General features: G+C 39.6%; 18 protein-coding genes. 8 read left to right on the forward strand and 10 right to left on the reverse strand.

Annotation, left to right across the window (positions count from 1 at the left end):
* Positions 1-23 precede the first annotated feature (23 nt).
* On the forward strand, positions 24-536 hold the full coding sequence (locus HCCG_RS04310; RefSeq protein ID WP_002956215.1) for a ClbS/DfsB family four-helix bundle protein: 513 nt from the start codon (positions 24-26) through the stop codon (positions 534-536).
* A gap of 23 nt (positions 537-559) precedes the next feature.
* Here HCCG_RS04310 and HCCG_RS04315 read toward each other — a convergent pair whose 3' ends face one another.
* The 7 genes from HCCG_RS04315 to HCCG_RS12515 are packed head-to-tail and all read right to left on the reverse strand — an operon-like array spanning position 560 to position 8,486.
* Positions 560-1,444: a ferritin-like domain-containing protein gene (locus HCCG_RS04315; protein ID WP_015453313.1), complete on the reverse strand. Its 885-nt coding sequence runs from the start codon at positions 1,442-1,444 to the stop codon at positions 560-562.
* On the reverse strand, positions 1,444-2,592 hold the full coding sequence (locus HCCG_RS04320; RefSeq protein WP_002956217.1) for an MFS transporter: 1,149 nt from the start codon (positions 2,590-2,592) through the stop codon (positions 1,444-1,446). The genes HCCG_RS04315 and HCCG_RS04320 overlap by 1 nt, the downstream gene beginning before the upstream one ends.
* Before the next feature lie 16 nt (positions 2,593-2,608).
* Positions 2,609-3,817 (reverse strand): phosphoglycerate kinase, encoded by a 1,209-nt coding sequence (locus HCCG_RS04325; RefSeq protein WP_002956218.1) that lies wholly within the window; start codon positions 3,815-3,817, stop codon positions 2,609-2,611.
* A 47-nt stretch (positions 3,818-3,864) separates the two neighbouring features.
* Positions 3,865-5,346 (reverse strand): FAD-dependent oxidoreductase, encoded by a 1,482-nt coding sequence (locus HCCG_RS04330; protein ID WP_002956219.1) that lies wholly within the window; start codon positions 5,344-5,346, stop codon positions 3,865-3,867.
* Positions 5,347-5,348: 2 nt separating this feature from the next.
* On the reverse strand, positions 5,349-6,413 hold the full coding sequence (locus tag HCCG_RS04335; protein ID WP_002956220.1) for a Gfo/Idh/MocA family protein: 1,065 nt from the start codon (positions 6,411-6,413) through the stop codon (positions 5,349-5,351).
* Positions 6,414-6,427: 14 nt separating this feature from the next.
* Positions 6,428-7,192 (reverse strand): glycosyltransferase, encoded by a 765-nt coding sequence (locus HCCG_RS04340; protein WP_014666474.1) that lies wholly within the window; start codon positions 7,190-7,192, stop codon positions 6,428-6,430.
* A 1-nt stretch (position 7,193) separates the two neighbouring features.
* Positions 7,194-8,486, reverse strand: a complete 1,293-nt coding sequence (locus HCCG_RS12515) for a hypothetical protein (protein WP_230197901.1) — start codon at positions 8,484-8,486, stop codon at positions 7,194-7,196.
* Positions 8,487-8,579: 93 nt separating this feature from the next.
* On the opposite strand from HCCG_RS12515, the gene hypF reads away from it, so the two are divergent.
* From hypF to hypE, 7 genes are read left to right on the forward strand one after another with little or no spacing between them, the layout of a single operon-like run.
* Positions 8,580-11,063, forward strand: a complete 2,484-nt coding sequence (gene hypF / locus HCCG_RS04355) for a carbamoyltransferase HypF (protein ID WP_002956223.1) — start codon at positions 8,580-8,582, stop codon at positions 11,061-11,063.
* On the forward strand, positions 11,060-11,818 hold the full coding sequence (gene hypB / locus HCCG_RS04360; protein WP_002956224.1) for a hydrogenase nickel incorporation protein HypB: 759 nt from the start codon (positions 11,060-11,062) through the stop codon (positions 11,816-11,818). The genes hypF and hypB overlap by 4 nt, the downstream gene beginning before the upstream one ends.
* Before the next feature lie 9 nt (positions 11,819-11,827).
* The gene (locus HCCG_RS04365; RefSeq protein WP_002956225.1) at positions 11,828-12,100 is read left to right on the forward strand and encodes a HypC/HybG/HupF family hydrogenase formation chaperone; all 273 of its coding nucleotides are present in this window, start codon (positions 11,828-11,830) and stop codon (positions 12,098-12,100) included.
* Positions 12,097-12,900, forward strand: a complete 804-nt coding sequence (locus tag HCCG_RS04370; protein WP_014667525.1) for a glycosyltransferase family 25 protein — start codon at positions 12,097-12,099, stop codon at positions 12,898-12,900. Before HCCG_RS04365 ends, HCCG_RS04370 begins: the two co-directional genes overlap by 4 nt.
* 16 nt (positions 12,901-12,916) lie before the next feature.
* The gene (hypD, locus tag HCCG_RS04375) at positions 12,917-14,044 is read left to right on the forward strand and encodes a hydrogenase formation protein HypD (RefSeq protein ID WP_002956227.1); all 1,128 of its coding nucleotides are present in this window, start codon (positions 12,917-12,919) and stop codon (positions 14,042-14,044) included.
* 12 nt (positions 14,045-14,056) lie between these two features.
* On the forward strand, positions 14,057-15,757 hold the full coding sequence (locus HCCG_RS04380) for an AAA domain-containing protein (protein ID WP_015453317.1): 1,701 nt from the start codon (positions 14,057-14,059) through the stop codon (positions 15,755-15,757).
* The gene (hypE, locus tag HCCG_RS04385; RefSeq protein WP_002956229.1) at positions 15,754-16,764 is read left to right on the forward strand and encodes a hydrogenase expression/formation protein HypE; all 1,011 of its coding nucleotides are present in this window, start codon (positions 15,754-15,756) and stop codon (positions 16,762-16,764) included. The genes HCCG_RS04380 and hypE overlap by 4 nt, the downstream gene beginning before the upstream one ends.
* A gap of 330 nt (positions 16,765-17,094) precedes the next feature.
* Here hypE and HCCG_RS04390 read toward each other — a convergent pair whose 3' ends face one another.
* From HCCG_RS04390 to secA, 3 genes are all read right to left on the reverse strand, one after another.
* Complete coding sequence (locus HCCG_RS04390; protein WP_014666481.1) at positions 17,095-17,340, reverse strand: RNA recognition motif domain-containing protein; 246 nt, start codon at positions 17,338-17,340, stop codon at positions 17,095-17,097.
* Between the two features lie 94 nt (positions 17,341-17,434).
* The gene (locus HCCG_RS13040; RefSeq protein WP_015453318.1) at positions 17,435-18,775 is read right to left on the reverse strand and encodes an ABC transporter permease; all 1,341 of its coding nucleotides are present in this window, start codon (positions 18,773-18,775) and stop codon (positions 17,435-17,437) included.
* A complete protein-coding gene (gene secA / locus HCCG_RS04400; RefSeq protein WP_002956232.1) occupies positions 18,775-21,330 on the reverse strand; it encodes a preprotein translocase subunit SecA in 2,556 nt (851 codons plus the stop codon). Before secA ends, HCCG_RS13040 begins: the two co-directional genes overlap by 1 nt.
* Positions 21,331-21,500: the final 170 nt, after the last annotated feature.

Below are 21,500 nucleotides of genomic sequence, written 5' to 3' on the forward strand. Positions count from 1 at the left end.
TTTTTTTTTGAGAAAGGAAATAAATGTCTCGCCCTACGACAAAGTTGCAATTACAAGAAGCTTCACAGACAAATTTTGAAAAGCTCTTTGCAATTATTGAATCTATCCCGCTTGATGCCCAAAATACTCATTTTGCCTACAATGAACGCGACGAGACACTTAAAGATGTGCTTATCCATTTATATGAATGGCAGAATTTACTACTTACTTTTGTGCGGACAAATCTCAATAAAACTAGTGATTTTATCCCTTTTTTGCCGCCACCCTACAACTTCAAAACTTATCCAAAAATGAATTGGGCAATTAAAGAAAAACACCACGCCACTTCACTAGAACACGCAAAAAGTTTGCTTTATCAAAGCCATACAGAAGTAATGGAGCTTATCGCCACTTTACCGCTTAAAACACTTTTTGTGAAAAAGCATTATAAGTGGTGTGGCAACACAAGTCTTGGTAGCTATTGTGTGAGCAGCACTTCAAGTCATTATGACTGGGCAATAAAGTGTATTAAAAAGTATGTTAGGGCTTTAAAGTAGATTCTATAATTCTGTAAGATGTGCTATGAATTTGTGGAATAAAGGTGTGTTAAACACTCCAGCTCTTCAGCAGAAAAGCCCGCTTGTAGCCTTGCTTTGTGATTGAGTATCTTTGGCACGGAGTGGAATTGCTTAAAATTTTGAAGTATTGCTAGAAAGTCCTCCGGGCTTGTTTTGGTATTGGCATATCTCCACCAAAAATCCCCTTTTCTTACGTGTTCTATCTCATCGTGCAGGATAATCTCAAGCGTTTGTAGAATCTGCGGAATACTCTCGTGTTCAAAACGCTCAATCTTAGCTACCACAAAAGGATTTGCATCAAGTCCATTTGCTTCTAAGCCACGATGAAGCAATGCCATTCTATCTCTAAAATCCTGTGTAGCACTCTGTGCGTCAAAAAGCTGGGAATGCACAGAAAAATCTCCATATTCATAGCCTAAACTATGAAGTGAATCTAGCAAAAGTCTAAAGTGATTTGCCTCTTGCAATGCCACAATAAGCCAATCGCGATAATATTGCAGGGGCAAATGTCTAAAGCGATACATCGCATCAAGGGCTAAATCAATCGCACTATATTCAATATGCACGATAGAATGCAATACTTTAGCAAGGGATTGCACGCTTTTGATATGCTTTGGGCGGCGGATTTTTGTAGGGTGGGTGATAGTGCAAAATCGCTGATATGATGGGTTTTGAAGTGGGCGAATAGGGGAGTGAAAGTCGGTAAAAAAATGCTGTATCTCCTGCGTTTGGAAGCTAGATTCTAAATAATAAGAATCTAGTGTGTTTGAAGGCAGATTCTCACTTTCTAATAGCTCTTGTGCCATTTGCTCTATATTGGCAATAAGCTTTAGCTTTGCTTCTGGGCTTTGAGCAATCATTGCTTCAAAAATCAGTGTAAAATCCATTAGGCTTCCTTTTTGATATGAGTCATATGATGATAAAACACAAATGATGTAAGGTTAAGAGTGATTGCAAGTGAGATGATAAGCATTTGCCAACCAAACAGCTCAAAAACAAAAGATGAGAGATAAGAGCCTAGCGTCCCGCCTGTGTAATAAAAGCTGAGATAAAGCCCACTTGAAGCGGCTTTATACTTTGGATTGAGTGAGTTGTTGAGAGCATTTAGCACGGAGTGTGCGATAAATGAGCCAAAGCACATAACAAACATTCCCACATATATCCACATAAGCGAATGCAAAAGAAAGACGCACAGCCCTAGGGCAAAAAGATTTAGGCTTAAAAAAATGGTTTTTTCTCTGCCACCACAAAGCTTGATGATAGGATTAGCAAGAAGTGAAACGACAATCCCTATGCTATAGCCCAAATACAACCTACCAAGCTCATTTTGACTGATATGCGGAAACATCTCTTTTGCATAAAAAGGCAGAGTGTTAAGCACAGCCTGAAAACTAAAAAACATCACAAACACGCTACTTAGCACCACTAGCGAAGTTTTATTGCCAAGTAGTGGGAGAATCTGTGAGAATGTAAATTGAGTAAGCTTGGAGGCTTGATTTGCAATCCAAGATAGGCTAAAGATTCCACCTAGTGTTAAGCTCACCCCCAAAAGGATAAAGCATATTTGCCACGAAAAAAGCTCTGTGAGATATGCTCCACCCATTCTGCCAATAAGCCCACCTGCAATGGTGGAGGCGATATAAAGACTGACATTAAACTGCAAAGAGCCACTTTGTGAGCGTGTGAGAATGGTAAGTAGTGTGGTAAGAATAGCTGGAAAAAATAGGGATTGAATAAAACGCAAGAGTAAAAAAGTCTCCAAGCTTTCGCACCACGCAAGGAGAATCTGAAAGATTCCTGCAACAAATAGCGAAAGGCTTAAAATCAATTTTGGTTGATGATTTTCTAAAAAATAGCCATAAAAAAGCGGTGCAAATGCCATAGGTAAAAGTGTAATGGAAGTAATGGCAGATGTGTTTTGTGCAGTAGTACCAAACTCTAGGGCTAGAAGCGGTAAAATCGGCTGAGGGATATAGATACTAGAAAGCGTTATGATTGCTATGTAAATAACGCTAACTTTTGTCTTTATATCCATTGTTATGCCATTTTATTTACTTTCGCTCTAGCACCTTAAATGCAGGGAGAATCTTACCCTCAAGCAGCTCTAGGCTTGCCCCGCCACCTGTGGAGATAAAGCTCATATTATCTCTTTCCCCTGCCCTATCAATCGCATCAGCCGTATCGCCCCCACCAATCAGGCTAAAAGCATAGGTATCACTCACAGCGTGAGCGAGATTAAATGTCCCACGAGAGAAGGCTTGAATCTCATAGATTCCCAAAGGTCCATTCCAAATAATCGTTTGAGAATCTCTCACCACCTCGCTAAAAAGCTTACTTGTCGCAGGTCCCATATCCACCGCCATAAAGCCTTCTGGCACATCTTGTGCGGGTGTGATTTTAATCTGCGTATGCGATTTCACATCATCAGTGCTTACCACATCAACAGGCAGGTAAATTTTTACCTTTTTTTCCCTAGCGTGTTCTAGAATCTTTTTAGCCTCTGCCACAAGATATTCTTCTACAAGGGATTTTTGCATATCATATCCACAAGCTTTTAAGAATGTATTGCTCATCGCCCCACCGATGATAATCTTATCCACAACATCAAGGATATTATATAAAAGTGCGAGTTTTGAACTCACCTTGCTACCACCAACGATAAGCAATACAGGCTTTAGCGGATTTGCCATAGCTTTGGCAAAAGAATCTATCTCTTTTTTAAGAAGTAGCCCCGCCACACGCTCTTTAGCAAACTCCGCAATCCCACAAGTGCTAGAGTGCGCTCTGTGGCTTGTCCCAAAGGCATCATTGACATAAATATCACAAAGTCCGGCAAGCTTTTGCGACAAACCTTTATCATTTTTTTCTTCCCCAACGCAAAATCTAATATTTTCTAATAAAATCACACTGCCACTTGGGCTTTGCTCCTGTAATAGCACTGCTTCCTCAATGCTTTCTGCAAAGCCCACATCTCGCCCCAAAAGTCGCTCCACACGCTTAATAACATGTTTGAGTGAAAATTCCGCACTTCTGCCCTTTGGGCGTCCAAGGTGGCTTACTAGCACAATATTTTTAGCGTGATTATCAATGCAGTAATTAATGGTAGGCAGTGCCTCGCGGATTCTCGTATCATCACAAATGTCAAAATCCTCATCCATCGGCACATTGAAATCCACTCGTATAAGCACCCTTTTACTATTCACATCAATATCTCTTACACTTTTTGTATTTTTCATAAGTTCAATTCCAGCTTCTCTCATCACCATACTCCTTTAAAAATAGTGTGGTATTTTAGCATAGAATCAGTTTATATTGAAAGGTTAAACTCCATCGTAATCAATTCTGCTATTTCATAAATATTATCAATCTTTCCGCCCATAATGGTGCAAAAGCCCTTCAGTCCATAGTCTTTAGCAAAGATAATTGGTCTGCCATCATCAATTTCATTTTGAATCTGCAAAGTTTTAATCTCATAGAGTGAATCTAGGTATTCTAAAGATTCTAAAATTGGCATATAGCGTCTTGCATCAGCTTTCATTAATGGAAAATTGCTCGTTGCATTTTGCATAAAGGCTTGAAGTATCGTATAAGGGCTTGTGGTTTGTGTGGGTGGGTTATTAGAATCTTGTAGATTATAAGCTTTAAGCTTAGATTCTAAGGAAAAATCCCGCCAAGCAAAATGCGGCGTGTATCGCACGTGGCTTAGCGTATAGCAGTCTTTTGAAGGATATGGCATAAGGGAGAAAAATGCCCCGTCCATTATCGTTACTGATATGTTTTGTAAGCTTTTAGGGACATTTACAAGTGCCATTTCTGTCATTTCAAATTTAAGTGGGAGTGGGGGCAAGTGTGAATTTTGCAATAAATGATTTATACCAGCATAGGTGCAGTTGAGAATCAATGGGGCATGTAGTTTTTGTGTTTCCCGCATTGTCTCTTTTTGTAATTCAGCTTGTGGCGAAAAATCACTGCGGTCAATATTTCTTAAAATTTTATTTTCTTTTTCTTTAAGGGGGAGGGGTTTAAATTTGCAAGTATGGGTTTGTAGCTTCGCTACTGCACGCGAAGTCGCTCCCTCCCCCTTAAAAATCCCCCACCCCGACAACGCTTTCAAGGTAGGCGTTTCACTTTGTGAATCGCCACCATTGATTTTTATTGTGGCAAAGTTGTGCTTTGCCACTTTAGCGATTGCAGAATCCGCCGAAATAGCATTACAAGCTGAATGCCCTATCTTTTGAATCTCAACGCATAACCCAACCTTATCCTCTTTAACACAAACCGCTTGTGTATTTGTGGCTATTTCTATCTTTTTAGATTCTAGCCTTTCTTTTAGAATCTCCCTTAAAATCGCCGCGTCAAAGGCGTATTCTCGTGTCAAAAACACATCACTTACAAGCTTTTTATTAAACATCGCTTTAATGTGATTTGGCACAGATTCTATAAAAATATCAAATTGCTTAAAAAGTCTGTAAAACTGCGTGTTAGAAGTCTTTGAGCCGATATTTGCAATCGCATAATATTTAGCAAAATCATTTTTTATAGCGGATTTAAACTCATTGCAAAAGGTTTTAAAATGCCTTGAGCTACTCACAGCCGTGCTTAGGCTACGCGGATAGTGGTAGCCATTATGCACACGGGCTTGATTATTTAAACTTGCGTGAAGCAACAAATCACTTTCTTGCTCTAGCACCAAAATAGAGTTATATTTCTCCTTAAGCTGCAAAGCGATATACGCCCCAAAGAATCCACCACCGATAATAATGCAGTCGTATTTATCTAACTTTGGCATTTTTAAGGCTTTGGAGTAGAATCTTGGGCGAGATTATGGGCTTGTGAGAGAAGGGCTAGGGTAGTGTGAGAAAATCTTAAATGTAGATTCTGCGTTGTCTCTTGGGTGCTTTTAAGTGATTCTGCGCTTAAGGCTCGGTCATTTGCCTTTGAGCCACTCCCTTTACCTTTGCTTTGAAAAGCTCTGCTTTCTTTAGTAAAACACTTAAAATCACTCCAAGATACTTCCGCAGAGGCGTTAGTGCAAGATTCTAAGCTTGTAGAATCTTGCTTCACTCTCGCACACATATTTTTAAAACTCTCCACAGCAAAGCTAAGATTATTTTTCTCATCAAAAATGGGTAAAGATTCACTAGAATCTATTGTGCTAAGCGGTGTGGGGGATAGCATATCAACGCTGATTATAGAATCTGTTGTGCTGATACGCAACAATCGCTTTTTATCATTTGAAAGTAAGCTGCAATGAAGTAATAAAACAATCTCTTTTTTACTCCCTTTCTCTTGCAAGGCACTAAATTCCAAAGTCGCACTTTGTTTTTTGGAATCTAAAAATTTGCACGACTTCACACAAAGATTATCTAAAAGTCCAAGCTCCTGCATAAAGGCAAATACGCTTATATAATGCACTCCTATGACTTCTAGCACACTTTCATTTTCATAAAAATTGCCATATTGTGTGATTTCTGCCTGTATAGATTCTATATGTTTTTCTTGCAATATTTGCAGGGCATAGAGAATAGATTGCGAAAATGTGTAAATATAATCTGTGAATAGAATCTTATTGTTTTTTCTAGCTAGATTTAGCAGTGTTTCAAACTCCTCTTTTGTGGCGGTGCTAGGCTTTTCTACAAAGACATTGCAGTTGTGTTCAAGGGCGAGTTTTGCAAGCTTAAAATGTGAAGAAAGCGGTGTAGCGATAAAGGCTGAATCTGCTTTATCTAAAGCTTCAATTAAGACTTCATCTTCGACATCACGCCCAAAGATATGAGAAATTTTATAATGTTTTTGAATGTAGTGTTGCAAAATCTTGCCCCAATAGCCCCTGCCAATAAGAATTGCCTTTTGCATATTAATCCTTTTTATTATTTTTTCAGGCGTAAAAGCTTAAAAAGTCGCCAAATTTCACTTAAATAAATGCGTGAGAGTGAAAAGATTCTCACTTTAGAATCTGTGCTTTCATCTTCCCACTTTACAGCGATTTCTTTTATAGGAATGTTGTGATATTGTGCTATAACTAGCATTTGTGTGCAGTAAAACCAGCTTTTATCATCATTGCAGAGATTTTTTAGATTTAAAGCCACTTGCGATTGATAGAATTTAAATCCACACATCGCATCGCTAAACTTTGCTTTGAGTGCGATTTTAAGGATAAGATTTAAGGTGCGAGAGAGAATCTCCCGCTTCAAACTTCGCCCAATCACCACAGAATCTTTTAAAAGCCTAGAGCCTACAATAATCTCTACGCCATTTTTTAGATTCTCATACACTTCTTGTAAGTGCCCTATATCCGTGGATAAGTCTATATCCATATAGCCGATAAAGCCACAAGGCTCACTTCTTTTAGTATTATGTGCTATCGCTTCCCTTAATGCCAAGCCAACACCCCTTTCTTCCAATCGCAAATACTCTACTTGTGAAATAAACTCTAATGTGTTGGCGTTCAGCTCTTCACATAAACTTTTGGCAATCTCTTGTGTAGAATCGCTTGAGCCATTATCTACAATGCTTATAATGTGTGGAATCTTTGCTTCCCTTAGAAACGCCATTGCCCCTCTTATGCCATTTTCAAGCCGTTTTTCTTCATTTAGCACAGGGATTATGATGTTTAAAATTTTATTAGATTCCATACTAATGCCTTTGTATATTTTTGTTTTCAAAATTAAGATTGACTGAACTTGTCTCATTGACAATTTCATAGGGCGTAGCACCTTTTAGCTTGATGAGAGCAATTCGCACATATTCGCCAATGATTGAAAGCATTAAAAACAGCCCGATATTCATAGCTACCATATACAGCGAAGTGGAAGTCCAGCCACTTGCGATATGGGGCAGTAAAAAATAAGTGCTAAGGATATAGAGTGCATAAAATGCGTTCCCACAAGCAAGTAACAAGCACATACAAGTGCCAAGCCTAAGCAGCTTGTAAGATTCCCCAAAAATCACATCAAGCCCTAGAAAGAGAGAATCTAAAAACTTTCTTTTTGGATAAGACTTTGGCGTGTAGGGATATTCACAAATGTTTAGCGTTGTGTCAAAATGCAGTAGTCTTAAAAGCTTAATATCGTGTTTATGCGATAAAAGTGTGTGGATAACCTTGCGTGAAATCACGCAAAATTCACTATAATCTTCCCTTGCTTTATTAGCAAAAAGAGCAAGTGTTTTGTAGAAAAGCTTTGAGCCTAGCTTTTGCAAGATATTTTGCTTTTTATTCTTCCTTGTGCCAATCACCATATCATATTGCTGTGCAAGTGAAAGCATAGATAAGCAATCAGCAATAGAATCTGTTTTCAAATCCATAAAAAGCAGATAATCGCCAATGCAGTTTTGCAAAAAAATCTCATATTTTAATGAGCCTAGATTTTCATAACTACAAAGCGGGGAGCTTATCTCTAAAATCCGCACATTAGGAATAGAAGCAAGATTTTGCGTCGTCTTTTTGGTGCTTTTAGCGGATTCTGCACTCAAGGCTCGGTCATTACCCTTTAGGTAACTCCCTTCGCCTTTCGCTTGAAAACCACTAAAATCACTCAAAAATACTTCCGCAGTGGCGTTTGTGTGTTTGTTAGAATCTGCTTTTTGTTTTTCACAAACCAAGTGGAATGGATTGCTAGAATCTTTGGTGCTAGATTCTGTTTGTGTGGAATGTGGATTTATATCGTGGGGGGGGGGGGTAATATGTGTATTTTGCTGTTTTATTGTGTCTTTGTGATTTTTATCAAACATATCAAATAAGGGATTAAGGATTAGAATCTCAAAGTAGGCAAAAGATTCTTGTAAATGCTTACTTAATTCACGCAATAAATCCATATTGATATGATTATCTAAAAGGGCTATGGATATAACGCGGTGTTTATCTTGTAGTGGTTTTTGCGAAGTGGAACTATGTGAATCTACGCTATTTTGCATACAAGCCTCTCTCATAAAATTTCCCAAATAATGTTGCCTTTAAAATTTGTGCCATATTCTAACACAGAATTATTAAATTAATTTGGGTTTGAATGCTATACTTTGCCTATGAAAAATGCCGATAAACTTCCCAAACCAAATACACACATAGACGCAAAAACCGCCTATGCCATAGAGCTTTTTGGCATAATACAAGGCGTGGGATTCCGTCCGTTTGTGTATCAGGTAGCCACGAGCTTAAATCTCAAAGGCTATGTGCAAAATCGCTATAATTCCCTTTATATCTATCTTGAATCTACTTTAATCCAAAGTGAGCAATTCCTGCAAGAGATTTTGCAAAATCCCCCGCCAAATGCCGTTATACACGCTCACACAATGCACCAAGTTCCTTTTGTAACACCCCCTTATAGCGATTTTAGAATCCTTGCTTCAAGCACAGAAAAGCAAGATGACAAGCTCTTTTTGCCACAAGATGTAGCGATATGTCAGGCGTGCTTACAGGATATGGGCTGTAATACAGGGCAAGATATAAAACAAGATACAAAACAAAACTCAAGGCAGAATCCACGCTTTCAGGACTATGCTTTTACCACCTGCTCTTATTGTGGGGCTAGGCATTCTATTATCCACGCTCTGCCTTATGATAGGACTAATACTTCAATGCGGGAATTTAAAAAATGCAAAGATTGTGAGCGTGAGTATCACACTCCCACAAACCGCCGATTCCACGCCCAGCCCATATCCTGCAATCAATGTGCCATTAGAATGCGTCTTATTATCCCTAGCCTTAAACAATCTTACATATTTGCCTACCCCAAAGCCACAAGTGATATTTTGCTCCTAGCCCTTGTGGCTCAAAAAATAATGGAAGGTAAGATTATTGCTATTAAGGGCATAGGCGGGTTTAATCTCATCGCAAGTGCGACTAACATTCAAGCCATTATGTCGTTAAAAAAACGCAAAAATCGCTCAAAAAAGCCCTTTGCCATTATGTTTAAAAATCTGCAAGATATTGCTTCTGTGGCGGAGATAAATGAGAGTGAGAGACAAGCTCTATTATCCCCACAAGCCCCCATTGTGCTACTTAATAAACACTTTCATAATCGCCAACACAATCGCTCCCATAATAAGCGTGAAAATGCGATTCTAAGCTCGCAAGCCCTAGAGCTTATCGCACCGCAAGTATCAAGCATTGGGGCGATTTTGCCCTATAATGGCATAATGCACCTGCTGTTTAGATTCCTAAATACTCCGCTTATTTTCACAAGTGCGAATGTCAGTGGAACGCCTATTATCACAAAGCTTGATGAGCTTATGGAAAAGCTTAGTGGCGTGTTTGATATGGTGCTTGATTATGATAGGGAGATTACCCACGCCCTTGATGATAGTATTATGCGTTTTATGGCAGGGGAATTACGCCCCTTGCGTTTATCGCGCGGCTTTACACCGCTATTTTTACCCTTTGGAAGCAAAAAATTGTGCTTAAGCCTAGGAGCGCAGCAGAAATCAAGCCTAAGCATAGTCTATAAAAATACGCTTATTAGCCCATATTTTGGGGATTTACACAATGTGGATTCTATATGTCGTTATGAAAAAGAGCTGCAATTTTTTCTTAGTCTTTATGTGAATAAGCCTAAGGTGATAGTGAGTGATTTACATCCGCAGTATGCTTCAACGCATTTAGCTAAGAATCTTACAAATAACACAGCCTTGCTAGATTCTGCTACGGATTCTGCGACAAGTTTAGATTCACCGCAATTTTTACAGATTAGCCATCATAAAGCCCATTTTTATGCGATTTTGGCTGAATCTAATGCTTTAAACAATGATGGTTTTGGCATTATATGGGACGGCACGGGGCTAGGCGAAGATGGGGGCATTTGGGGCGGGGAGGGCTTTATATATGATTCTAAGCATAAAAGTATGAGCAGAATCTTTTCTCTTAAGCCCTTTGCATTGCTAGGCGGGGAGGGGAGTATCAAAGAGATAGGCAGACTTGCATTAGGCTTGTTATGGAGCTATGGCATACAGACGCAGAATCTAGCAACAAAGAATATAGAAAAGAGAGAGAATATAAGCCTTTTGCAAAATGCGTTTGAAAGCAAAGTGTTTTTGCAAACAAGTTCTATGGGGAGGCTTATTGATTGTGTGGCGTGTTTGCTTGGGATTTTAGAAGTTCAAAGCTATGAGGGGCAAAGTGGGGCATTGCTAGAATCTTATGCTTTGCGTGAAAGGGCGGAAGTCTCTCCTTATCCATTTAAGATTGATAATGGTGAGATTGACTGCAAAGCGATGATAGAAGAGATTCTAAAAACGCAAGATAAGGCAAAGGGGGCAAAGCGGTTTTTAGAGACTTTGGCATATATGGCTTTAGAGATGAGTGAAAAGGTGCTAAAAACAAAAAGGGTGCGTGTGTATTTTAGTGGCGGGGTGTTTCAAAATAAGTTTTTGTGTGATAGAATCCACACTTTGTTTAAAGAACATAATATACCTTTTTATATGCATAAGATTTTACCTTGTAATGATTTTAGTATCAGCTTTGGACAGGCGGTTTGTGGTAGTATGGAACAAAATAAAGGAGATGTAAAATGAGTGAAAAACTTGAAGGGCTTCATCATAATGAGTTTAACCGCAATGAGCGACTAAAAAATAACGCAAATTTGAATAAAAAATCCGTTGAAATTGTCCGCAAGATTCTCTCAAAAAATGATGTCAAAGCAAATGAGCTAAGGGAGCGGTATAAGGATTTAGGCGTATATGTAGTGAATCTTATGAGTTCGCCCGGTAGTGGGAAAACGACATTGCTTGAATCTTTAAGCGAGTTTGAGGGGTTACGATTTTGCGTCTTAGAGGGGGATTTACAGACAAATCGCGATGCGGCTAGGCTAAAGGCAAAGGGGGTAAGTGCCTATCAAATCAGCACTGGGGAAGCGTGTCATTTGGAAGCATTGATGATAGAATCAGCTCTCAATGAGCTAGAAAAGCAATGTGATTTTAAGACAATGGAGTATTTGTTTATAGAAAATGTGGGGAATCTCGTGTGTCCGGCAAGCTATGACTTGGGGGCGAGTTTGAATCTTGTGCTACTCTCAACGCCAGAGGGTGATGATAAGGTGCTAAAATACCCTACAATGTTTATGTGTGCGGACGCGGTGATTGTGAGTAAGGCAGATTTAATGGAGCATTTTAATTTTGATATAAATCGCGTGAAAAATGACTTAGCACAGCTTAAGGCAGATGTGCCACTTCTACTAACAAGCTCTAAGGATAGGGCGAGTATTGAAAATGTGAAAGATTTTATAAGCCAGAGAAAAGCACAAAATTACCATTCAAATCATCAGTTTTAAGGAGTGAAAATGTGTCTAGCTATACCCTCTAAAGTTGTGGAGCTAAAGGAAAATAATGTAGCCGTGGTGGATACGCTAGGTGTAAGGCGTGAGGCGAGTTTGGACTTGCTAGATGAATCTGTGAGTGTGGGGGAATGGGTGCTTTTACATATAGGCTTTGTGATGAGTAAGATTGATGAACTAAGTGCGATGGAAAGCTTAAGGCTTTATGATGAGATTTTAAAAGCAATGCAAGAAGAGGATGAGGCGTTGCTTAATGCTAATGGTGGGGTTAGAGAATGAAACTTTTTATCATCAATCTCCCACAAGCCACAGAACGCAAAGCCTTAATGAGTAAGCAATTTGAGAATCTAGATTCAAAATTAAAAGAAAAATATGAGATTATATTTTTTAATGCTATTAACGCACAAGCAAAAGAGCATTTAAACTTCAAACAATACTCTAAAATAAAAAGTATTCTTTTTCGTGGAAAGGAATTAAGCGATGGGGAAAGAGCTTGTTTTGCAAGTCATTATACACTTTGGCAAAAATGTGTAGAATCTAATGAACCCATAATCGTGCTAGAAGATGATGTTGAGATTCTCCCACACTTTTGGCAAGAGCTAGAGCGGATAGAACAAAGTGCGTTTGCGTATGTGAGACTTATGTATCTTATCACGAAGGCAAAGTTTTATGATTTGCAAAAAGGCTTTCACTTTACTTTTAATAATGTCGCTGGCACACAAGGCTACTATCTCACACCCACAGCCGCAAAGGCATTTATAGAATCTGCCAAATCGTGGTATCGCCCTGTTGATGATTATATGGATATGTTTTATATCCATAAGATTCCCATTGTGTGTGTGAAGCCTGTGATACAAGAAGTGAGGGCAAATACCACGATTAGTGGGCGATGGCAAAAGCCATCATTGCTGCTTAAAATCGTGCGAGAATGTGTAAGATTGCTTTTTCAAACAAGGCGATTTGTTTTTCTATTCTTTTTTAAAAACACTCTTCTTTTGCCAAAAGAATCTTTACAAAAAATACACTTAGGACGAGAAAATAGTGAGATTCTAAGAAGCAAAGATATATTTAATTTATAATATTTTGGAGCGTGATATGCCAAATTTAGATTTGATAAGCTTAGATTTAATTGAAAATTTTCGCGATAAAGATGTGATCGCAGGCTTTGCTAAAAAGATTGCGATTCTAGCTCAAAGTTTAAAAGAAAAGCTCGTGATTATGGAAGTGTGTGGCGGACATACGCATACGATTATGCGATATGGGCTAACTCAGCTTATGCCAGAAAATATTGAGTTTATCCACGGACCGGGCTGTCCAGTGTGCGTAATGCCTAAAAATCGCATTAATCAAGCCTATGAAATAGCGATGCAAAAAGACACGATATTATTAAGCCTTGGTGATATGATTAAGATTCCCGGAAGCTATGGGAGCTTGGCAGATGCAAGGGCTAGGGGGGCTAGTGTGCAGTTTTTGTATTCCCCACTTCAGGCTTTAGAGATAGCTAAAAATAATCCGCAAAAAAAGGTTGTGTTTTTTGCCATAGGCTTTGAGACGACAACGCCAATGACTGCTGCCCTTGTGGAAAAAGCCCTGCAAGAAAATATTACAAATCTCTTTTTTCACATTAATCATGTGCTTGTTCCCCCGCCATTATGTGCGATTTTAGATTCTAAAAATTCACGCATTAATGCTTTGATTGCCCCTTCACATGTGAGTGTGATAAGTGGAGCTAAGATTTATAAAGATATTGTGGAGAAGTATAGTATTCCTGCGGTGGTGAGTGGTTTTGAGCCGGTGGATATGATGGAGAGTGTGTATAGGCTTGTGAAGCAAAAGGTGGAGGGCGGAAGTGAGCTTGAGATTCAGTATAAACGCGTAGTCAGTATGAGTGGGAATCTTAAAGCCCAAGCCTTGGTGGAAAAATACTTTACCAAACGCAAAAGCTTTGAATGGCGTGGGCTTGGCAACATCGCAGATTCAGCTTTAAAACTCAAAGAGCAATACGCATACATAGATGGTGAAGTGGTGTTCGATGAGATTTTGAGTAAAGATTCTGTGGCTGATAATAGGGCGTGTCGCTGTGGGGATATACTGCGTGGTGTGGCAAAGCCCTTTGACTGCAAAGTCTTTGCCAAAGCTTGCACACCAAGCAATCCTTTAGGGAGCTGTATGGTGAGCAGTGAAGGGGCTTGTGCGGCATATTATAAATACGGCACATTATAGGGGCGTAATGGCGTGTTACAAAATGGTGGCAGTATGAGTGAGATAAAAAAGCGGCTATGCGATGGGGCAAAGCAGTATTATGAGTATCTTTCATCGCATAATCTGGGTTTGAGTGAAATCCCCATTAGTGTGCCGACATTGCAAGATGATACGCTTATTCTTTCACTTAGAGGCAATGTGGCGGATATGGATTTGAAGCTTAGTAGTGCTTTGATTTTGGATATAGATTCTATGCATTATATGGTGGGCGATGAAGAGAATATTGAGCTGCAATATTATGATGAGCGTCAAAAGGTTGTGTATCTCACGCTAGATTCTACACTCAAAGAGAGCGTGAAAAAAAATCTAAAAAAGCTTAGACTTTTTAGCGATTTGAAGTTTTTGGTTAAAAATGTGGAAGAGTTTTTTGAAAATTTTGGCGATAGGCTAAAGCTACCTACATATATAGAATCTAGCGTTATTCCCCTTATCCCCACTTTGAGTGATGAGCAAAATCAAGCCTTAAAAGTCGTGCTAAGTGAGCCTTTAAGCTATGTATGGGGACCACCGGGAACGGGTAAAACGCAAAAGGTGCTGTTTGAAGCGATTTTGCATTATATGAGGCAGGGTAAAAGAGTGGCGGTTGTAACAACGACAAATAATGCTTTGGAGCAGGTGCTTATTACGCTGATTAAGCAATTTGATACGCTAGGGCTAGATAGAAGCAGTATTTTGCGGCTTGGCACACCAACTATGGGCTATATGAATGCGTATTGGCAGACTTGCGATCCTAGCCTGTTGCAACAAAAGGGAGCAACGAATCTTTTTAATTTTCAAGATACGCTTAAAACTCGCTTGAAAACCACTTGTGTGGTGGGCGTAACCCTTGATGGCTTTATCAAGCGATATGAGAGTTTGGAGCTAAGTTTTAGCCATATTTTTTTAGATGAATGTGCGTATGCACCGCTGACTAAAACCTGTGCGTTGTGTGTGGAAGGCACACCACTCGCATTTTTTGGCGATCATAAGCAGCTGTTTCCCGTATGCGAAATGCCTAAAACCGCCCTTATGCAACAAGAGAATGAAAATGCGTTTGTGTGGAATCTCTCTGCTTTGTTTTTGGAATCTTTTTTTAATGGCGAAAAGCCTAAAAATCTCGCACAAGCGTATGAGCAAAGTGGAGAAATCCCACAATATAGGCAAATGCTATGTGTAAATCTAAGTCGCACACATCGCTATGGGGATAATCTCGCACAGATTTTGGATAGATATGTATATCGTATCGGGTTAAGGGGCAAAGATCAGCCTATGGAGATTTTTGCCATTGATAGTGGAGCAAAGCAAGAGATAGAGACACAAATCAGTCAAAGTGAAGTGAGGGTGTGTGAGATTCTAAGCACAAAGCTAAAAACGAGTGAATATGCTATCATCACGCCCTTTGTGAAGCAAAGACAAAAACTTGGGCTTAAAATCCCACGCGATAGGATTTTTACCATTCATGGCTCACAAGGACAGGAGTTTGATAATGTCATCTTTTCACCGGTGAGTTTGCACTATCATTTGACAAATTCATATCAAACCCACGCCCTTTATGCCCTAAATGTAGCTATATCGCGTGTGAAAAAGCGACTTTTTGTCGTGTGCGATTATGCCTTTTGGAGTAGGCAAAAAGGACAGCTTTTATCAGCGATCTTGCAACAAGCTCAACTTATCACTTTAGAGGACTTATTATGAAACAAACACAAATTACACTCTCTCAAGGCAGTGGGGGATTAGAATCTAACTTGCTTTTAGAAGAGATTATATATGAGATTTTGGGTGAAGTGCTTGTGTATAGTGGCGAAGATGCGGGGGTGTTTGACAGCAAAAAGCCCTTAGCCATAAGCACGGATAGCTATGTGATTAGCCCGATTTTTTTTCCCGGTGGCGATATTGGCAAATTAAGTGTGTGTGGCTCAAGCAATGATGTGGCTATGCGTGGGGCAAAGCCTATGTATCTCACACTTGGCTTAATCCTTGAAGAAGGCTTTGAGATAGAATCTTTAGAAAAGATTCTAGTTTCTATCAAGCAAGAAGCCCTTACGGGTGGGCTAAAGATTCTATCTGGGGATACAAAGGTTACTCCAAAGGGCAGTGTGGATAGAATCTTTATTAACACCACGGCGGTGGGGGAGATTCAGGGTGCGGAATATAGCGTGAAAAATTTAGCTCTAGGTGATGAGATTATTGTAAGTGGGGCGATTGGCACACACGGGGCGGTAATTTTCTGCCAAAGAAATGAGATAAATTTACAAAGTGATTTACAAAGCGATTGTGCGCAGCTTTATCCTATGCTTGAAGGGCTACAAGAATGCAAGATTCATAGTATGCGTGATGCGACAAGGGGGGGCTTAGCAGCGGTGCTGAATGAGTGGGCTAGGGCTATGTGCGTGGAGATAGAAATTGATGAGGGTGGCATTCCCATTTTGCCGCAAGTCAAAGGGATGTGTGAGATTCTAGGGCTTGAGCCATTGAGCCTAGCAAATGAAGGTGTATGTGTGATGGCTGTGCCACAGGGGGAAAGTCAAAAGGTGCTAGAAATTTTACATTCCCATAGCCTTGGCAAAAATGCTTCTGTGATAGGGCGGATTAGCAAAAAGGCGGAGAGTGTCAAAAATGCACGGGTAATTATCTCTAATGCGTGGGGTGCTAGAAGATATGTGGAGTATCCGCAAGGGGAGCTACTCCCTAGAATCTGCTAATCCGCAGCGTCTCTTGGGTGCTTTTAAGCGATTCTGCGCTCAAGGCTTGGTCATTTTGCAAGTGTAGGTTTGCTTCATTGCACACAAAGTCGACTCACTCGCTCCCCCTTAAAATCCCCCATTAGATGACGCTTTCAAAGTAGGTATTTCACATAAAAAAATGAGCGTAGTTGTAAAAGTCTTGTGATGGTATAAAACGAGTGCAGAAAAGTTTTGATAGTCAATGATAAATAGCAGAATCCCTAAAAACCACTCTTTAAAAAACGGATTTTAGAATCTGCTAAGACTTGTTTATTGATCTAAGATGTGGCATTGCTTTTTTTTGTTTTATTACTCGCGGGGTCGTGCTTCATTCACTCGCAAATTGCGTCCGCGAAAATCCTTTTCATTGAGTGCTTCAATAGCCTTTAACGCGGCATTATCTTCCATTTCAACAAATCCAAAACCTTTTGGTCTGCCACTTTCCCTGTCATTAATAAGTTTTACAGAAAAAACCTCGCCAAATTGAGAAAATAGCTCTCTTAACTCATCTTGCGTAACCGCATAGACCAAATTTCCTACATAAAGTGTTTTCAAAGGAACTCCTAAATAAAGTAATATCCGCATTTATCGGGCGTTTGGTATGCTAAGATTTATTTACTTACAAGTCTCTTAAAAAAGGAGTTTTATACTACTCGTTGCGTAAAACTTGCAAGGTATCTACCATTGCTGCTTTTTTTGCAGGATAATACGATGACAGACAAACAATAAGCACCGCTCCAAGAATGGTGAGTGAAAAATCTAGTAGCGATAAATCAAGCGGAAGTTTTGAGCTGCCATACACATCAGCGGGTAAGGAAATAATAGGAAAAGTATCTAGCACATACAATGCTACGCCCGTTAGCACAATGCCTAGCACAATCCCACTTAAGCCAATAGTATTGCCAACCCAGAAAAACACCCCTTTAATCTCCTGCCTACTTGCACCAAGTGAGAGAAGCAGGGCAATCTCTTTTCTACGATTCATCACAACCATAAGCAAAGAGCTAATAATATTCAAACTAGCCATTACGATAATAAGCATAAGCACAATAAAAAGTGCACGTTTTTCAAGCTCCATAGCAGAAAAAAAATTGCCATTTTGCTGCCACCAGCCCTCAATCCCAGCCCTTTGTGGAAACTCTATCTCTAAAAAGTTGCGGATAGGCGTAATATCCTCCATAGGTTTTGGCGTGTGGATATGGATACCATCATAAATGCCCGGGGGCAGTCGGCGGATTTTCTGCAAAGCACTTAGATTTGTATAAGTATAGGCTTCATCATACGCCCTAAGTCCAGATTCAAAAAATCCAGCAATGTTAAACCGCTTTGTAATAGGCGTGTAGCCAAAGCCAGAAGGCTCAAGCTGTGTGAAAAATAAATCAAGCTTATCATTAACTTCTAAGCCAAAATTTTCTTCAAAGCCCTTGCCAATAAGGATTGAAAACTCTTTTTGACTAAAAGCAAGGACATTTTGCTCCCTTATATGTTGCGGTGTGTTTTTAAGCGTTTGGCTAGAATCTTGCGTGTTATTTGTTTTTTGAGAAACATTGAAGCTTTGAGATTCTGCAGAATCTTGCAAAATCTCTTGTGATTCTAGAGCCTTTCTTACCACTTCATTGATTTGAGATTCTGCATTCATATCTACGCCAAAGACCATTGCCGCATTCATTGTGTTGCCCACCTTGCCAACAGCTTGATAACGCAAATATGGGCTAAAGAGAAATTGCGGAAACTGCTTCTTTAAAGCTTGCAAAATCTCATCATCAACACCCGCATAAGTCGTAGAATACACGCTCAAAGGGTAGTTCATCACAAAAAGTTTGCGTTCAAATTCCTTTGTCATACCATTCATTATAGCCATCGCCACGCACAGCACCATTACACCAATGCCAACGCCAAAAAACGCTAAAAGTGCCGTGATAGAGATAAAAGGCTGTGTCTTATCAAAGCGTAAATATCGTGGCAGTAAATAGAGAATCAAAGCTTTCATTAAGCAAGTAACCCTTTTTTTGGTCCGCTCTTGCCGTGGCAGAGTTTGTATTTTTTGCCACTACCACAAGGGCAAGGGTCGTTACGAGAGATTTTTGCTTTTTGGGGCTTTGAACTTGAATCTTGTGCTTCAAAAGTTTGTAAATCTTCATTGAGTTCTTCTTGCATATCTTGGAGCATTTTATCAGCCACCTCCTCTTCTTGCTCTCGTAGCTGAATAATATGGAGCATTCTCGTGGTTTCAGTTTTGAGATTTTCTATAAATTCCAAAAAGAGATTGTAGCTTTCCTTTTTGTATTCCACGAGCGGATCTTTTTGATTATAGCCTCTTAAACCGATACCGGTTTTGAGATTATCCATTGTGTAGAGATGCTCTCGCCACGAGCTATCAAGCACTTGTAAGTAGATGATGCGTTCAATTTGGGAGCGTTGGGAAGATTCTAGTTTTGACATTTTTTCTTCATAGCTTTGGCTCATTTGGGTGATAAGCTTTTCTAAAAGCTCATCATAGCTAAGATTTTCACAAGATTCTAGTTTGAATCCTAGCTCTTCACTAAGTTGAGCTTGAAGGGAAGATAAGTCAAAATTAGAGGCATCATCACCGGGCAATATCTGTGCTTTATACAGCAAGGATTGTGCGGTGATTTCGCGGTTTGTTTTGATACGCTCTTCAAGGGAAAAATCTTCACTTAGTAGCTCATTTCTTAGCTTATACACCGCCTTTCTTTGCTCATTTGCCACATCATCATATTCAAGCAAATGCTTTCTAGATTCAAAATGGAGATTTTCCACCTTTTTTTGCGCACTCTCCACCGAGCGTGTAACAAGTCCAGATTCTATATGTTCGCCTTCTTTCAAGCCTAGCCGCTCCATAATGCCTTTAATCTTATCGCTCCCAAAGATTCTAAGCAGTGAATCTTCTAGGCTTAAATAAAATTGGCTCACTCCCGGATCGCCCTGTCTTCCAGCCCTACCGCGTAGCTGATTGTCAATGCGGCGGCTCTCGTGTCTTTCCGTGCCGATGATATATAGTCCTCCAAGCTCTCTAATTTCATCGGTGATTTTTATATCAACCCCGCGTCCTGCCATATTTGTAGCAATGGTTACGGCTCCTTTAACACCCGCATCTTTAATGATTTCGGCTTCCTTGCTGTGTTGTTTAGCATTAAGGATTGTGTGTGGGATTCTGCATTTTTTAAGTAGCTCGTGGAGAATTTCACTCTTTTCAATACTTGCTGTCCCTACAAGCACGGGCTGCCCTTTCTTATGTAGCTCTGTAATCTTGTTGATGACAGCATTAAATTTCTCCCTTTCACTTTTATAAATTAAGTCATTTAAATCCTTGCGTTGCACAGGGACATTTGTAGGGATACTCACCACTTCAAGATTATAGATTTGTAAAAATTCAGTGGCTTCGGTTTGTGCTGTCCCTGTCATACCCGAGAGTCTTTCATACAAGCGGAAGTAGTTTTGGAATGTAATATCAGCCAAAGTTTGGCTTTCTTCTTTAATATCCACTTTTTCCTTTGCTTCAATGGCTTGGTGTAGCCCTTCACTAAAGCGTCTGCCCTCACTTAGCCTACCGGTAAATTCATCAACAATCACCACTTCATTATCCTGTACTACATAGTCTTTGTCTTTAATAAAAAGATAGTTTGCTTTCAAAGCTTGGTCTAGGTGGTGAGATAAAGTAGCGTTTTCTATGCTGTAAAGATTATCTACCTTAAACAAAGATTCAGCATTTTTAATCCCCTCTTCTGTGAGTAAAATTACGCGATTTTTCTCATCTATGGTAAAGTCTATTTCATTTTTAAGCTTTTGGGCTACGCTATTAGCGATTTGATAATGCTCTAGTGTGCGATTAACCGGACCGGATATGATGAGAGGCGTTCTAGCTTCATCAATAAGGATAGAATCTACTTCATCAATAATGGCAAAATAATGCTCCCTTTGGACTTTTTGGCTTAAATCGTATTTCATATTATCCCGCAAATAATCAAAGCCAAATTCATTATTTGTGCCATAGACAATATCCGCCCTGTAAGCTTCAAGCCGTGCATTATCATCACGCAAATCATTAGTGATAATCCCCACACTAAAGCCTAAGAAGTTATACAATGGCTCTAGCTCCTTTGCATCGCGGTTAGCAAGATAGTCATTCACAGTTACTATGTGAACGCCTCGCCCACAAAGTGCGTTTAAACACACCGCAAGTGTAGCTACAAGCGTTTTACCTTCTCCTGTTTTCATTTCCGCTATGCGTCCATCATTGAGCGTCATACCGCCTATAAGCTGCACATCAAAATGTCGCATACCAAGTGTGCGTTTGCTTGCTTCACGCGTGATGGCAAAGCTTTTGTGCAACACATCTTGCAGTGAAGCTTCGCCATTTTGCACAAGTATCTTTAGCTCATTAAAAGCATTTTGCAACTCCGTATCACTAAGTGAGGCATAGCTAGATTCTAAGGCATTTATTTTTTGCACTTCTTTGGTGTAGAGCTTGATGAGTTTATTATTGCGTGAGCCAAGTATTTTTGAAACAAGAGATTTTAGCATTGAAAAGCCTTTGATATAAAATGATGTGAAAAAGTGAAAATTTAGCAAACCATTTGAGCAAACTTGAAAATTAGGCGGTATTCTAGCACATTTTTAACGCAATTTGTAACATACTTTGGGTAAAATCCCGGCTTTAAAACAAAAGATTACAAGGCAAATAAGATAAAAGG

Source organism: Helicobacter cinaedi CCUG 18818 = ATCC BAA-847 (genome assembly GCF_000155475.1).
Taxonomy (GTDB): Bacteria; Campylobacterota; Campylobacteria; order Campylobacterales; family Helicobacteraceae; genus Helicobacter_C; species Helicobacter_C cinaedi.

Bases quoted from the DNA above. Each gene is read 5' to 3' on its own strand.
- HCCG_RS04310 (WP_002956215.1), top strand. From the start codon at position 24: ATGTCTCGCCCTACGACAAAGTTGCAATTACAAGAAGCTTCACAGACA.
- HCCG_RS04315 (WP_015453313.1), bottom strand. From the start codon at position 1,444: ATGGATTTTACACTGATTTTTGAAGCAATGATTGCTCAAAGCCCAGAA.
- HCCG_RS04320 (WP_002956217.1), bottom strand. From the start codon at position 2,592: ATGGATATAAAGACAAAAGTTAGCGTTATTTACATAGCAATCATAACG.
- HCCG_RS04325 (WP_002956218.1), bottom strand. From the start codon at position 3,817: ATGAGAGAAGCTGGAATTGAACTTATGAAAAATACAAAAAGTGTAAGA.
- HCCG_RS04330 (WP_002956219.1), bottom strand. From the start codon at position 5,346: ATGCCAAAGTTAGATAAATACGACTGCATTATTATCGGTGGTGGATTC.
- HCCG_RS04335 (WP_002956220.1), bottom strand. From the start codon at position 6,413: ATGCAAAAGGCAATTCTTATTGGCAGGGGCTATTGGGGCAAGATTTTG.
- HCCG_RS04340 (WP_014666474.1), bottom strand. From the start codon at position 7,192: ATGGAATCTAATAAAATTTTAAACATCATAATCCCTGTGCTAAATGAA.
- HCCG_RS12515 (WP_230197901.1), bottom strand. From the start codon at position 8,486: ATGAGAGAGGCTTGTATGCAAAATAGCGTAGATTCACATAGTTCCACT.
- hypF (WP_002956223.1), top strand. From the start codon at position 8,580: ATGAAAAATGCCGATAAACTTCCCAAACCAAATACACACATAGACGCA.
- hypB (WP_002956224.1), top strand. From the start codon at position 11,060: ATGAGTGAAAAACTTGAAGGGCTTCATCATAATGAGTTTAACCGCAAT.
- HCCG_RS04365 (WP_002956225.1), top strand. From the start codon at position 11,828: ATGTGTCTAGCTATACCCTCTAAAGTTGTGGAGCTAAAGGAAAATAAT.
- HCCG_RS04370 (WP_014667525.1), top strand. From the start codon at position 12,097: ATGAAACTTTTTATCATCAATCTCCCACAAGCCACAGAACGCAAAGCC.
- hypD (WP_002956227.1), top strand. From the start codon at position 12,917: ATGCCAAATTTAGATTTGATAAGCTTAGATTTAATTGAAAATTTTCGC.
- hypE (WP_002956229.1), top strand. From the start codon at position 15,754: ATGAAACAAACACAAATTACACTCTCTCAAGGCAGTGGGGGATTAGAA.
- HCCG_RS13040 (WP_015453318.1), bottom strand. From the start codon at position 18,775: ATGAAAGCTTTGATTCTCTATTTACTGCCACGATATTTACGCTTTGAT.
- secA (WP_002956232.1), bottom strand. From the start codon at position 21,330: ATGCTAAAATCTCTTGTTTCAAAAATACTTGGCTCACGCAATAATAAA.